Source organism: Streptomyces sp. NPDC031418 (assembly GCF_055581605.1).
Window position 1 is genome coordinate 276149 of the sequence record NZ_JBVIJC010000002.1, and the last position, 12398, is coordinate 288546.

General features: G+C 72.7%; 14 protein-coding genes and 5 tRNA genes. 12 read left to right on the plus strand and 7 right to left on the minus strand.

The genetic code is table 11. The annotated features are described in order from the left end of the window. Nucleotides 1-8: 8 nt before the first annotated feature. The 3 genes from ACZ5CZ_RS03360 to ACZ5CZ_RS03370 all read right to left on the minus strand — a co-directional run bounded on the left by ACZ5CZ_RS03360 (nucleotide 9) and on the right by ACZ5CZ_RS03370 (nucleotide 266). Nucleotides 9-80, minus strand: a tRNA-Val gene (locus ACZ5CZ_RS03360). A gap of 1 nt (nucleotide 81) precedes the next feature. Beyond that, nucleotides 82-155: transfer RNA gene (locus ACZ5CZ_RS03365), tRNA-Cys, on the minus strand. 38 nt (nucleotides 156-193) lie between these two features. After that, nucleotides 194-266 (minus strand) — tRNA-Gly (locus tag ACZ5CZ_RS03370). A gap of 177 nt (nucleotides 267-443) precedes the next feature. Here ACZ5CZ_RS03370 and ACZ5CZ_RS03375 point away from each other — a divergent pair. From ACZ5CZ_RS03375 to ACZ5CZ_RS03385, 3 genes are all read left to right on the plus strand, one after another. Continuing rightward, nucleotides 444-1511: a chorismate-binding protein gene (locus ACZ5CZ_RS03375; RefSeq protein WP_468938743.1), complete on the plus strand. Its 1068-nt coding sequence runs from the start codon at nucleotides 444-446 to the stop codon at nucleotides 1509-1511. Further along, entirely contained in the window at nucleotides 1508-2329 is an 822-nt protein-coding gene (locus ACZ5CZ_RS03380; protein WP_468938746.1) for an aminotransferase class IV, read from the plus strand. The genes ACZ5CZ_RS03375 and ACZ5CZ_RS03380 overlap by 4 nt, the downstream gene beginning before the upstream one ends. Before the next feature lie 75 nt (nucleotides 2330-2404). Further along, nucleotides 2405-3229 (plus strand): GNAT family N-acetyltransferase, encoded by an 825-nt coding sequence (locus ACZ5CZ_RS03385; protein ID WP_468938750.1) that lies wholly within the window; start codon nucleotides 2405-2407, stop codon nucleotides 3227-3229. A gap of 41 nt (nucleotides 3230-3270) precedes the next feature. Here ACZ5CZ_RS03385 and ACZ5CZ_RS03390 read toward each other — a convergent pair whose 3' ends face one another. Continuing rightward, the gene (locus ACZ5CZ_RS03390) at nucleotides 3271-3795 is read right to left on the minus strand and encodes a DsbA family protein (protein ID WP_467543787.1); all 525 of its coding nucleotides are present in this window, start codon (nucleotides 3793-3795) and stop codon (nucleotides 3271-3273) included. Between the two features lie 287 nt (nucleotides 3796-4082). On the opposite strand from ACZ5CZ_RS03390, the gene ACZ5CZ_RS03395 reads away from it, so the two are divergent. Both ACZ5CZ_RS03395 and ACZ5CZ_RS03400 read left to right on the plus strand, forming a co-directional pair. After that, nucleotides 4083-4517, plus strand: coding sequence for a hypothetical protein (locus ACZ5CZ_RS03395; RefSeq protein WP_385844422.1), 435 nt, complete (start codon nucleotides 4083-4085; stop codon nucleotides 4515-4517). 154 nt (nucleotides 4518-4671) lie between these two features. Further along, on the plus strand, nucleotides 4672-4827 hold the full coding sequence (locus ACZ5CZ_RS03400; protein WP_385844421.1) for a hypothetical protein: 156 nt from the start codon (nucleotides 4672-4674) through the stop codon (nucleotides 4825-4827). A 122-nt stretch (nucleotides 4828-4949) separates the two neighbouring features. On the opposite strand, the gene ACZ5CZ_RS03405 is transcribed toward ACZ5CZ_RS03400, so the two are convergent. After that, a complete protein-coding gene (locus tag ACZ5CZ_RS03405) occupies nucleotides 4950-5510 on the minus strand; it encodes a CGNR zinc finger domain-containing protein (RefSeq protein ID WP_467543790.1) in 561 nt (186 codons plus the stop codon). 289 nt (nucleotides 5511-5799) lie between these two features. Further along, a complete protein-coding gene (locus ACZ5CZ_RS03410) occupies nucleotides 5800-6213 on the minus strand; it encodes an SsgA family sporulation/cell division regulator (protein WP_004002642.1) in 414 nt (137 codons plus the stop codon). A gap of 191 nt (nucleotides 6214-6404) precedes the next feature. On the opposite strand from ACZ5CZ_RS03410, the gene ACZ5CZ_RS03415 reads away from it, so the two are divergent. The 5 genes from ACZ5CZ_RS03415 (at nucleotide 6405) to ACZ5CZ_RS03435 (ending at nucleotide 9582) form a co-directional block, all read left to right on the plus strand. Beyond that, nucleotides 6405-6932 carry a TIGR02611 family protein gene (locus ACZ5CZ_RS03415; protein ID WP_385844418.1) on the plus strand — a complete coding sequence of 176 codons (528 nt, stop codon included), beginning with the start codon at nucleotides 6405-6407 and terminating at the stop codon, nucleotides 6930-6932. Between the two features lie 52 nt (nucleotides 6933-6984). Beyond that, nucleotides 6985-7056, plus strand: a tRNA-Val gene (locus ACZ5CZ_RS03420). A gap of 699 nt (nucleotides 7057-7755) precedes the next feature. After that, complete coding sequence (locus tag ACZ5CZ_RS03425) at nucleotides 7756-8796, plus strand: alpha/beta hydrolase (RefSeq protein ID WP_468938756.1); 1041 nt, start codon at nucleotides 7756-7758, stop codon at nucleotides 8794-8796. A gap of 225 nt (nucleotides 8797-9021) precedes the next feature. Further along, nucleotides 9022-9471 carry an SRPBCC family protein gene (locus ACZ5CZ_RS03430; protein ID WP_385844416.1) on the plus strand — a complete coding sequence of 150 codons (450 nt, stop codon included), beginning with the start codon at nucleotides 9022-9024 and terminating at the stop codon, nucleotides 9469-9471. 39 nt (nucleotides 9472-9510) lie between these two features. After that, a tRNA-Val gene (locus ACZ5CZ_RS03435) sits at nucleotides 9511-9582 on the plus strand. A 60-nt stretch (nucleotides 9583-9642) separates the two neighbouring features. Here ACZ5CZ_RS03435 and ACZ5CZ_RS03440 read toward each other — a convergent pair. After that, nucleotides 9643-10368: a 3'-5' exonuclease gene (locus ACZ5CZ_RS03440; protein ID WP_450785045.1), complete on the minus strand. Its 726-nt coding sequence runs from the start codon at nucleotides 10366-10368 to the stop codon at nucleotides 9643-9645. Nucleotides 10369-10536: 168 nt separating this feature from the next. On the opposite strand from ACZ5CZ_RS03440, the gene ACZ5CZ_RS03445 reads away from it, so the two are divergent. Then, nucleotides 10537-11103, plus strand: coding sequence for a DUF4365 domain-containing protein (locus tag ACZ5CZ_RS03445; RefSeq protein ID WP_385844413.1), 567 nt, complete (start codon nucleotides 10537-10539; stop codon nucleotides 11101-11103). Next, a complete protein-coding gene (locus ACZ5CZ_RS03450) occupies nucleotides 11100-12332 on the plus strand; it encodes a hypothetical protein (protein WP_468938760.1) in 1233 nt (410 codons plus the stop codon). The genes ACZ5CZ_RS03445 and ACZ5CZ_RS03450 overlap by 4 nt, the downstream gene beginning before the upstream one ends. Nucleotides 12333-12398 lie beyond the last annotated feature (66 nt).

The window sequence follows — 12398 nt, forward strand, 5'->3', positions numbered from 1 at the left end:
GGGACGCGTGGACGATACTGGGATTGAACCAGTGACCTCTTCCGTGTCAGGGAAGCGCTCTCCCGCTGAGCTAATCGTCCTTGGAGGTGGAGACGGGATTTGAACCCGTGTAGACGGCTTTGCAGGCCGTTGCCTCGCCTCTCGGCCACTCCACCAGGAGTGTAGGGGATCGGGATGACCCCTTCTTCCTTCGAGCGGACGACGAGGCTCGAACTCGCGACCTCAACCTTGGCAAGGTTGCGCTCTACCAACTGAGCTACGTCCGCTTGTCGTTTCGGTCCGCTTCCGCGTCCCGGCGACGTGTTGAACTCTAGCGGATTCCTGGGCCAGCACAAAAACGCGTTTGCGCAGCGTGCTGCGGTGCGTCCGGCGAAGGCCGTGGTCAGGACCCCTCCAGGACATCCCCGGGTCATCCGCCGGACACCGGACCTAGACTCGAGCACGTGCTCGACCACCCCGCGAAACCCCTCCTGGCGCTCCCTCCCCTGGCCCGCTTCGGCGACCGCGTCGCCACCGGCCTCCTCGACGTCACCAGCGACCCCGCCGCCCTGGACTCCTCCGGCTTCTGGGCGGTCAGCGCCGACTTCGAGGGCCGTCTGACCTGCGCACGCTTCGCACACGTACGACAGGAGCCGGTGCCCGCGCCGGTGCCCGGCCGCTGGCGGGGCCCGGCGGAGGCGGACTGGACCAGTTCCCTGGACCAGGCCGCCTACACCGCGGGCGTCCGCCGGATCCGCGAGCACATCGCGGCCGGCGAGGTCTACCAGGCCAACCTCTGCCGCGTGCTGAGCGCGCCGGTCGCCGCCGACGCCGACGTGGACGCCCTGACCGCGCTGCTCGCCCGCGGCAACCCGGCGCCGTACGCCGGGACGATCCGGCTGCCGGAGCACGGCGTGGAGATCGCCACCGCCTCGCCCGAGCTGTTCCTGCGCCGGGACGGCCGGATGGTGGAGTCGGGCCCGATCAAGGGCACCGGGCGCACCGAGGCGGACCTCCTGGAGAAGGACTACGCCGAGAACGTGATGATCGTGGACCTGGTCCGCAACGACATCGGGCGCGTCTGCGCGACCGGCAGCGTGACCGTCCCCGACCTGTGCGTGGTGGAGAAGCACCCCGGCCTGGTCCACCTGGTCTCCACGGTCCGCGGCGAGCTGCGCCCCGGCGCCGGCTGGCCGGAGCTGCTCACGGCCGCCTTCCCGCCCGGCTCGGTCACCGGCGCGCCCAAGCAGAGCGCCCTGCGGATCATCGAGGCACTGGAGACTGCTCCGCGCGGCCCCTACTGCGGGGGCATCGGCTGGGTGGACGCCGACCGGGGCACCGCCGAGCTGGCGGTCGGCATCCGCACCTTCTGGATCGACCGCGCCGAAGGCGTCCTGCGGTTCGGCACCGGAGCCGGCATCACCTGGGGGTCCGACCCGGAGGGGGAGTGGCGGGAGACCGAGCTGAAGGCGTCCCGGCTGCTCGCGGTAGCGTCGGGGGCGTACGAGCACAGCGGAGGGGCGTTGTCATGAAGATCTGGCTGGACGGCGGACTGCGGGACGCGGAGTCCGCCCATGTCTCCGTCTTCGACCACGGGCTGACGGTCGGCGACGGCGTCTTCGAGACGGTGAAGGCGCAGAACGGCAAGCCGTTCGCGCTCTCCCGGCACCTCGAGCGGCTGACCCGCTCGGCCCGGGGTCTCGGTCTGCCCGACCCCGACCACGACGAGGTCCGCCAGGCCTGCGCGGCGGTCCTGGCGGCCAACCCGATGCCGCTCGGCCGGCTGCGGATCACCTACACCGGCGGCCACGGGCCGCTGGGCTCCGACCGCGGCGAGCACGGCCCGACCCTGGTGGTCGCCCTCGGCGAGACCACCCGCCGCCCGGACACCACCGCGGTGATCACCGTCCCCTGGACGCGGAACGAGCGCGGCGCCCTCACCGGCCTGAAGACCACCTCGTACGCCGAGAACGTCGTCGCCCTGGCCCGCGCCCACCAGCACGGCGCCTCCGAGGCGCTGTTCGGCAACACGGTCGGACAGCTCTGCGAGGGCACCGGCTCGAACGTCTTCGTCGTCCTGGACGGCGAGATCCACACCCCGCCGGTCGCCTCCGGCTGCCTCCCGGGCATCACCCGGGCCCTCGCCGTCGAGTGGACGGGCGCCCGGGAGACCGACCTGCCGCTGGACGTGCTGGAACGCGCCGACGAGGTCTTCCTGACCTCCACCCTGCGGGACGTCCAGGCCGTGCACCGGGTCGACGGCCGCGAGCTGCCCGGTACGCCCGGGCCGGTGACCGCCAAGGCGATGCGGATCTTCGACGAGCGGTCCGGCCAGGATCTGGACCCCTGAGCCGGGAGCCCGGGCGGAGGGCGCCTCGGGGAAACAGGCTGACGCGGTGGGGCCGCCGTGGGTAGAACACCTGTGATGACCACGACCCTGCGGCCGGCCGAGCCGCTCCAGGAGCACCCCGACGGAACCCGCTCGCGCCGCTACCGGGTGTGCGTCAACAGCCGTCCCGTGGGCGAGATCCACCTCGGCACCTCGCCGTCCCTGGGCGCCTCGGTGGCGCGCGTGATCGACCTGCGGGTCGAGGAGCCGTTCCGCCGGCGCGGCCGGGGCACGGTGGCCGCGCTCGCCGCGGAGGAGGTGGCGCGCGGCTGGGGCTGCCGGCAGATCGAGACCGTCGTCCCCGCCGAGGCGGACGCCGCCCTGCGGCTCTTCGGCACGCTCGGCTACACGCCGCGCAACCGCGCCATGGTGAAACGCCTCGGCACCGTCCCGCCCGACCTGCCGCCGGGCAGCCGCGCCCGGCCCATGACCGCGCCCGAGTACGCGGCGTGGCAGGACGGGGAGAGCGAGCGCTACGCGCGCACCTGGCTCGAGCTCGGCGTCCCCGAGGCCGCCGCCCGGGCCAAGGCCCACGACGACCACGCCCGGCTGCTGCCGCACGGCCTGGCCACCGACGGCATGCTCTTCAGCGTCCTGGAGCACGAGGGCGCCAGGGTGGGCACGCTGTGGCTGGCCCTGAAGGACGACAGCGCCTTCGTGTTCGACGTGCAGACCGATCCGGACCGCCGGGGCCGCGGACACGGCCGTACGCTCATGCGGCTGGCGGAGCGGCAGGCGATCGAGGCCGGCCGGCCGGTCCTCGGCCTCAACGTCTTCGCGGGCAACACCCCCGCCGAGCGGCTCTACGCGTCACTGGGCTACGAGACGACGTCCCTCAGCCTCGCCAAGCCGCTGCTGTAGGCGGGTGGGAGCGTTGTCCGTACGGCGGGGCCCCGCGCCGGTCAGGCCTCCCGCTCGGCGAGCAGCCGGTCCGCGATCTCCTCGATCCGCTCGCGCAGCCCCTCCTGGCTCTTCCCGCCGTCGAGGCGTTCGCCGCCGATGACGTACGTCGGCGTGCCGGTGACCCCGATCGCCTTGCCCTCGGCCTGGTCGGCGTCGACGATCAGGATGTGCCGGCCGTCGATCAGCGCGGTGTCGAACTCCTCGGCGTCCAGGCCCAGTTCGCGGGCCGTCTCGACAAGGAAGGACTCGCCCCGGCGGTCCAGCTCCTCGACCCGCCCGAGCACGGCCTCCACGTACGGCCAGCCGTTGCCCTGCTCCAGCGCCTCCTCGGCGGCCTGCGCGGCGGCGAAGGAGTGCTGGTGCTTCTCCAGCGGGAAGTGCCGAAGCCGCACCTCCAGCCGGTCGCCGTAGCGGGCGCGCAGGGCGCGGACGTCGTCCAGGGCGGTACGGCAGTCGGGGCACTGGAGTTCGCACCACACGTCGAGGACCAGGGCGTCGGTGGGTGCGGGGGAGGAGTCGCTCATGCGCACCAGTCTTCCAGGCGGGACGCGCGCGACCCAATCGGGAGTGCGGCCGCCGCGGACCGCCTCCGGGTGGGACAGGTGCCGGCGGCGGAACCGGTACCCGCGGAGGAGACGCCCTGGGGGAGACCCGGAGAAGTCCCTGATGTCCGGCCGGGAGCATGGCATCGCGGGGACCGGGCGGTGCAGGATGGAGGGGACGAAGCGCGCCTCGTCGGTGTGGAGCGCCGTTCGCCGGGGTGGGGTGCCCGCCTCCGGTGTCACCCGACCGAGCCCGCCAGGAGGACCGGATGATTGCCGAGACCGTCTGCTCCGCCGTGTCCGCGGCGGGCCTGGGCATCGCGGTGGTCACCGCCTACCGCAAGCGCTTCCTGGCGGCGGCCCGCATCGCGGCCTACGCGCTGGTCCCCGTGGCCCTGGTGATGACCGGCGTCGTCGGCTGGCTCGCCGACACCGCCTTCAGCCCCACCGCATGGGCGGGCTTCGGCGTCCTGGGCGCGGCCTGGCTGCTCTTCGCCGGCACCCGCGCGGTGGAGCGCCGGCGCGGCGGCACCCGGGCCGAGCGCAAGGCCGCCAAGGCGGCGGCGGGCCGGGCCGCGATGGCGCCAGGCGCCTCGGCGCCGTCCCTGGGCGGTGCTTCCGGGACCGGGTCCGCGGCGCAGGGGCCCGGCGCGGCCGACGACTTCAGCGACATCGAGGCGATCCTGAAGAAGCGCGGCATATGACAGTCGTACGACTCCCTGAAACGACACAGTACGTCCGCTGACGTCCGGAAACGTTCACCGGTCGAAGCGAGCCGAACGAGAGATCGCGGTATTCGGCAAGATCCCTGTGGTGGATCGCGGGTGGGGTGCCGGGTAGGCCATCATCGGCCGCGAGATGCTGGACACGACGACCCAGAGCGAGGCCACGCCGCCCCAGGACGAGCCTCGCGGGTGCCTCTTCGCCCTTTCCCAGCCACCGCTGATGATCTTCCTTGCGGTGATCGGGTGTCTGCTCCTCATGGCTGCACTGCACGATCTGCTGTTGCTGTGAGCCGTACACGTCGGTCCCGGCGTCACCCGCCGGGACGGACGTCACCCGCAGGACGGGCGTCACCCGCAGGACGGGCGCCTTCCGTCAGGACGGGAGCCTCTCGCCAGGACGGAGGGTCGCGATCAGCCGGCCGCTTCCTTGCGCCGGGCCCGGTAGGCCGCCACATGCAGCCGGTTTCCGCAGGTGCGGCTGTCGCAGTAGCGGCGCGAGCGATTGCGGGAGGAGTCCACGAACGCGCGCCGGCAGTCCGGTGCCTCGCAGCGCCGCAGCCGCTCCTGCTCCCCGGCCACCACGAAGAAGGCGAGCGCCATCCCGCAGTCCGCGGCGAGATGGTCGGCCACCGAGGCGCCCGGCGCGAAGTAGTGCACATGCCAGTCATAGCCGTCGTGGTCGGTCAGGCGCGGAGTGGTGCCCGCCGCTGCCACCAGCTCGTTGATCACCCCGGCGGCGGACCGGGCGTCCGGCGCCGCGAAGACCGCCGCGAACCGGCTCCGGATCCGGCGCACCGCCGCGAGGTCCAGCTCCGACAGCGCCCCGACATCGCTGACCTGGTGACTTCGTACGAACTCCGTCAGAGCCGGGACGTCGGGCAGTCCGTCCGTCGCCGTCTCGTCCTCCGGCGCGGTGTTCACCAGATCCACCACGGTGTCGAGGGCGCACCGGGTGTCGTGGGTGATCAGCACGTTTCGCTCCCTGGCCTGAGGGTCGGGCGGGCGCCCGCCGATGCTGGCCGATGGTAGCGACATCCGCGCCCACCGCACCGGCCCCACCGAACGCGCCCGCTCTGGAAGAACGCCTCCGGACCGCCAGGGGTTCCCGGAAGCGGACGCACGGTCGCGCCGGACGCACACAGGGCGACGCCGCCCCGTGCGGGAGCACGGCGGCGGCGTCGGCGGTGCCGTATGCGGTTGTCTTCGCCCGAGCCGTCTCCCCGAGTGGACGGCGCCGGGCTGCTTTCGAGGGGGCCGAGGCCTAGCTCTCCGCCAGGATGTGGGACAGCTCCTGATCCAGGTCGAAATGGCGGTGCTCCGTGCCGGGCGGCACGGCGGCGTCGGTTCGCTTCAGGAAGGACTCCAGGGCCCGCGCCGGGGCCTCGAGCAGCGCCTCCCCCTCCGGGGAACTGAGGGCGATGCACACGACGCCCTGACCGTGGCTGCGGGAGGGCCAGACGCGGACGTCGCCGGTACCGGTGGGCCGGTGGAGCCCCTCGGCGAGGAGGTCGCGGGCGAACACCCACTCGACGGTCTCCTCGGCTCCGGTGTGGAAGGTGGCGTGCACGGCGTAGGGGTCGGCCGTGTCGTACCGCAGGCCTGCGGGGACAGGCAGGGAGGACTCGCTCGACACAACGAGGCGCAGGTGCAGCTCGCAGCTGACCGTGGTGTTCATAAGCGCCAGGGCCTTTCGCTCAGTGTGCGCTCGGGGATTCGCACGTCGGCGAAATCGACATGCCACCTACGGTGCCGTTGTAAACCCCTCTGAGGGTTTTGCGTGCCTTTACGTAACTCTTCCGGCCGAGAACTCGTACCAGATCTACGACCATTTCAGTGACCTGAATCACTCCGCTAGGGTTTGTCTGTATGAATACGGGGAGTGACGACAGGGGCGAGGTCGCTGTGGCGACGGACAAGACCGACGGGGCGATGAACAAGACGGCGGACGAGACGGCGAGGGAGACGGCGGGCGAGGCGAAGGCGAAGGCGGACGAGCGCGTGGGCGAGGACGGGAGCGGGTCGGGGCTCGGCTCCCGGGCGCCGGAATTCATCAAGGCGCGCCGAGCCCTGCACCTCAGCTGGCAGGTCGGCGTCTTCGTGGTGGGCCTGGCGGTCGTCGGCGCCGGCATCGTCATGCTGCCGCTGCCCGGACCCGGCTGGGTCGTGATCTTCGCCGGCATGGCGATCTGGGCGACCGAGTTCGTCTGGGCCCAGCTCGTGCTGCGCTGGACCAAGCGCAAGGTCACCGAGGCCGCCCAGCGAGCGCTCGACCCCAGGGTGCGGCGCCGCAACATCACCCTCACCGTGATCGGACTGGTGATCGTGGCGGTGCTGGCGGGGATCTACCTGTGGAAGTTCGGCCTCGTCATGCCCTGGAACATCCGGCACCAGTGACGCCCGTGGTCTCAGGCACCCCCTGACATGGGGTAATGTTCTTCCTGCGCCCGGGCGATTAGCTCAGTGGGAGAGCGCTTCGTTCACACCGAAGAGGTCACTGGTTCGAACCCAGTATCGCCCACCCGGACCGACGGCCCACCTGCACCAGCAGGTGGGCCGTCGGCGTTCCCGCCCCCGGTGCGAGTGCCTGCGAGCCCAGCTGCTCCGGCAGCGAAACGCGGCGAACCACACGAAGGGCCTCGAGGCCGCCGACCTGACCACATCGCCCCCACCCGTGCGGTGCAGGCCTCAGCCCTTAAGGGCGGCTGAGGCTGTGCGGCCGTCGGCGTCGAGGGCGGCTGGGGCTGTGGCGGCTGGCGTGGGGCTGCTCTCGCGGTTGCGGTGGCCGGGGGGATGCTCCGGCCCTCCCGGCTCCATTCTGGGGGCGGGGGCACCGCGGCCGTCGCCCGGATCGAGGGGGCCTCTGAACCGCGTCCGAGGGACCCCTGCCCCGCCCTGTGACCCTGGCGCGCGGCAGAGCCACCCCGGGCCCCAGGCGTCCCGGCCCGCAGCACTGGCCCCCCACTGAGCAGCCCCGGCCCGCAGCACTGGCCCCCCGACTGGCACCCCGTCCCGCGGCCGGCGGTGTTTTGCCGGAACGGCAATAACGCTCGTGTCCTCGCGGCTCCTCCCCGGAGCATGGGCCCCAGCCGGTCGTGACCGGTGTTCCCACAGACCAGGCCGACGCGGCGGTCGGCAACAGGGGGTCGCAATCCGGCGGGCCCCTGCCCCAAGGCTCCTCGGTCCGTCCGCCGCCGTAGGCCCCGCCTCAGGAGGCCCCATGCCGCAGAAACACCGTCTGGTGCGCTCGCCCGCCGGCCGCGTCCACCTCGTGGAGGAGGGCCGCGGCCCGCTGGTGCTGCTGCTCCACGGCTTCCCGGAGTGCTGGTACAGCTGGCGCCACCAGCTGCCCGCGCTGGCCGCCGCCGGCTACCGCGCCGTGGCCGTCGACGTCCGCGGCTACGGCCGATCCTCCCGGCCGACGGCCGTGGACGCGTACCGCATGCTCGAGCTGGTGGCGGACAACGTCGCCGTGGTCGAGGCGCTGGGGGAGCGGTCGGCGGTGGTCGTCGGGCACGACTGGGGTGCCACGATCGCCGCCACCTCCGCGCTGACCAGGCCCGACGTCTTCCACGCGGTGGGTCTGCTGAGCGTGCCGTACACCCCGCCCGGTGGACCGCGGCCCAGTGAGGTGTTCGCGCGGATGGGCGGGGAGGAGGAGTTCTACGTCTCCCGTTTCCAGCAGCCCGGCCGCGCGGAGGCGGAGATCGAGCCCGATGTCCGCGGCTGGCTCGCCAGCTTCTACGCGGCCCTCTCCCCGGAGACCGTTCCGATGCCCCTCGACAACGGCACCGACACCGACGTCCACATGGCCATCGACGTCGACACAGCCACCGCCCCGAGCCCCTACTTCGCCCACCCCCACCGCACCCTGCGCGAACGCTTCCCCGCGGGGCGCCGGCCCGTCTGGCTCAGCGAGCGCGACCTGGACGTCTTCGCCGGTGAGTTCGAGCGGACCGGGATGACCGGAGCGCTGAACCGGTACCGCTCCATGGACCGGGACTGGGCGGACCTCGCGCCCCACCGGGGTGCCCCGCTCACCCAGCCGTCACTGTTCGTCGCCGGCGCCCAGGACGCGTCCCTCGGCTGGCTGGCCGACGCCGTACGGGCGTTCCCCGACACCCTGCCGGGCCTGCTCGGCTCGCACCTGCTGGACGGCTGCGGCCACTTCGTCCAGCAGGAACGCCCGGACGAGACGAATCGAATCCTCGTCGACTGGCTCGCCACCCTGCCCGCCCGGTCCTGCTCACCCCGCCAGTGACGATCCGTTACTACTGGTGGGGTCTTCGAGACGTATCTGTCGTTCTGGGAGAAGTTGCCGACGCAGGCCGCGGGTGGAAATCCACCGGACGTTTTCCAAAACACCGTCACATTTCTTCGGAAGTACGACAAGCGTGGAATTCCTCTCGCCCTCAAGTCCCCGGCACAGACAGGCAATCTGACCCCGGATCACTTCCGTGCGCCGTCGCGCGGGCAGACTCCGTCCATGGACTGGATGCACTACCGCTTCCTCAGCCGATGGCCCCTGCCCGCCACCACGCCGGACACCGTGTACGCCGTACTCGAGCGGCCCGAGGACTATCCGCGCTGGTGGCCACAGGTCCGGTCGGTCACCAGGCTGGACGCCGACACCGGCGTGATCACCATCCGCTCCGCGCTGCCCTACGCCATGACCTGCACCCTGCGCACCGCCCGCCGCGACCCCGCCACCGGGACCCTGGAGGTCACCCTGTCCGGCGACATCGAAGGCTGGGCACGCTGGACGGTCACCCCCGACGGCACCGGCACCCTCGTCCGGTACGAGCAGGAGGTCGACGTCCGCAAGCCCCTGCTCAGACGGCTCGCCGTGCCCGGGCGGCCCCTCTTCCGCCTCAACCACCGGCTGATGATGCGGGCCGGACACCGCGGACTGCTGCGCCATCTGCGGGCGGTTTGAACGAACGGCGCCCGGACCTGTATTGTTCAGTGCGTTCCCGGGCGATTAGCTCAGTGGGAGAGCGCTTCGTTCACACCGAAGAGGTCACTGGTTCGAACCCAGTATCGCCCACCGGGAGAGAGCCGGTCCGCAGCAGCGGACCGGCTCTTCTGCTGCCCGGCCGCTCCACCCTTACGCCGCCGCCGGCAGCTCCGGCCGCAGCGGCCACTCCGTGCTGACCGTCTCCTCCGAACCGCTGCGCGCGAACCACGCCTGGAGCCCCCGCGCCTGCGCCGCATGCCAGCCGGCCTGGAGCGTGTGCAGCTCGCCGGGGGACAGCCTCTCCAGCCGGGTCGCGAAACGCCGGCCCAGCGCCCGTACGACCTCCAGCGCGGCCAGCGCGTCCGCGCCCGCGTCATGCGCGCCCTCCAGCGCCACCCCGTAGTGCTCGCACAGGTCGGTCAGCGTGCGCCGCCCCTTGCGGTACCGGTCCAGGTGCTTGTCCAGCACCCGCGGGTCCAGCACCCGCAACGGCACCGACCGGAACCAGCGGTCCAGCGAGGACGCCCGGTGCCGGCGCAACTCCCGGTCCAGCAGCGTCAGATCGAACGGCGCGTTCATCACCACCAGCGGACGGCCCAGCGCCGCGTGCTCCGCCAGCTGCTCGGCTATCTCGTACATGACCGGCGCCGGCCAGCGGCCGTTGCGCGCCAGGTGTTCCTCCGTCAGCCCGTGCACGTCCGTCGCAGCCTGGGGCACCGGCACACCCGGGTTCACCAGCCAGCGGGACACCCGGGGCCGGGTCCCCGGCGCATCCTGGACGACGACGGCGGCCGACACGATCCGGTCGGTCTCGACGTCGACGCCCGTCGTCTCCGTGTCGAAGGCGGCCAACGGCCCCTCGTACCAGGTCGTCATCGCAACCCAACTCCTCGTTCACCCACGGCAGATGGCGTTCCGTCTTCTGCCCGTTTGGTGATACCCGGGCCGTTTGCGCCGTACGCCGGAAGGAGACAACAGGAGTACGGGTCTTTGCAGTTCAGCGGCCCTCAGCGGGGAAACACTTGGCTTGGAAGGCTGTTGGTCATGGCCATAGCGCAGCCCGAGCGGGGCGGGCTGCTGCCCGATCGCACGGGCACCCTTCGCGGCACGCTCGCCACCACCGCCTGCATGGAGACCTTGCAGGTCGGCTATCTGCACGCGGTCGCCGCCGCGGCCGGCTGCTCGCTGTCCCAGCCCTTCCCAGACAACGGCATCGACTGGCACGTCAGCCACAGCGCCCCCGGCCACACCGTCGACGACGAGGTCACGATCAAGGTCCAGCTGAAGGCCACGTACCAGGTCGCCCCCCGCCCTCCGGGGCCCTCCTTCTCCTTCACCCTCGACAACGACCACCTGCGCAAGCTCGCCCGCACCCCGGTCACGGTCCACAAGATCCTGGTCGTCATGATCGTCCCGCGCTCGCAGGACCAGTGGCTGCGCGCCGGACACGACCGGCTCGACCTCAGGCACTGCTGCTACTGGGTCAACCTCGCCGGCCACCCGGTCACCGGCCGGCAGCGGACCACCGTGCGGATCCCGACCTCGCGCATCTTCGACGACCGCGCGCTCTGCGAGATCATGACGCGGGTCGGGACGGGAGGCAGGCCATGACAAGCCGTCCGTACGGGCAACCGCCCCGCCAGGCCCGCCCGCACCCCGACGACCCGCCCTGGAACAGCCCGCCCGAGCCCGCCGGGGTCGACCCCGCCGTACTCGGCGCCCTGCTGCGCCGGCACGGCTGGCAGCGGCGCGGCGGAGCCCCCGGACGGTACGGCCGCTGGACCCCGCCCGGCCCGGCCGGCCACGCCACCAGCCTGCTCGTCCCCGAGAACCGTGCCTTCCCCGACAGCGACGACCTGCTCGGCGAGGCCCTCGACGCCCTCGCCCGCAGCGACACCCCCGCCGCACGCGAGGTGCTGATCTCCCTCGCCGTACCCAGCGACGAGATCCGCTGGTGGCGCCAGACCCCGAGCGGACCCGCCGGCACCGCGCCCTGGGCGGCCGACGAGCAACTGCACACCGCCGCCCGGCAGATGCTGCTCGCCGCCGCCCTCGCCACCCGCGCCCGGGCCGGCTACCACGGCGCCCGCCACCGCCGCCCCGCGGCCGCCCTCCTGGAACACCTCCTCGTCGGCCCCGCCACCGACGGCCACCGCCTCACCGTCTTCGCCCCCGTACCCACCGCCCGCCCCCTCGCCGTCCGCCTCCACCAGGCCCTGTACGCCGCCCGCGAGGCCATCGACTACCGGCGGGCCACCGGCGGCATGGACGCCTTCGACGGCGCGGTCCAGGCCGGGGTCAGCCGGGAACTCACCGAAGCGCTCACCACCCTCGTACGGGGCACCGAGGGCGCCCGGATCGCGGTCGCCTGGGCGCCCGGCGCCGGCGTCCCCGAGGGCTGCGCCGCCTCCGCCGAGCCCGTCGAGTTCTCGCCCGGCGACCTGCCCGCCCTGCGCGAGGCCGCCGCCCGCTATCTGCACGCGGAACCCTCCGTACCGGTCCGGATCACCGGCGCCGTGGTCCGCATGCGCCGCGCCGGCCCCGGCGGCCCGGGCACGGTCCGGCTGCGCGTCCTCGCCGGAGCCGAGGTCCCGCACGTCCGCGTCACCCTGGACGAGGAGGACTACCGCATCGCGGGCCACGCCCACCTCGTCGGGCTGCCGGTGCGCATACACGGCCGGCTGGAGCGCCGCGGCGGCTTCCGCCGGCTCACCGGCGCCTCCGGCGTCGTCCCCGTCCAGGTGGACGAGGCCGAGCGGGACCGGCTGATGAAGTCCCTGCACGAGAACCTCGACTTCTTCGAGGAGGCATGTGGCGAGGCGTACGGGGACGGGGACTGAGGGTGACCGTTTCGCGGTCGGTGCCGAGGGGTCGGTACGATCGCCTGTGCGCGCGCTCCTGGTATG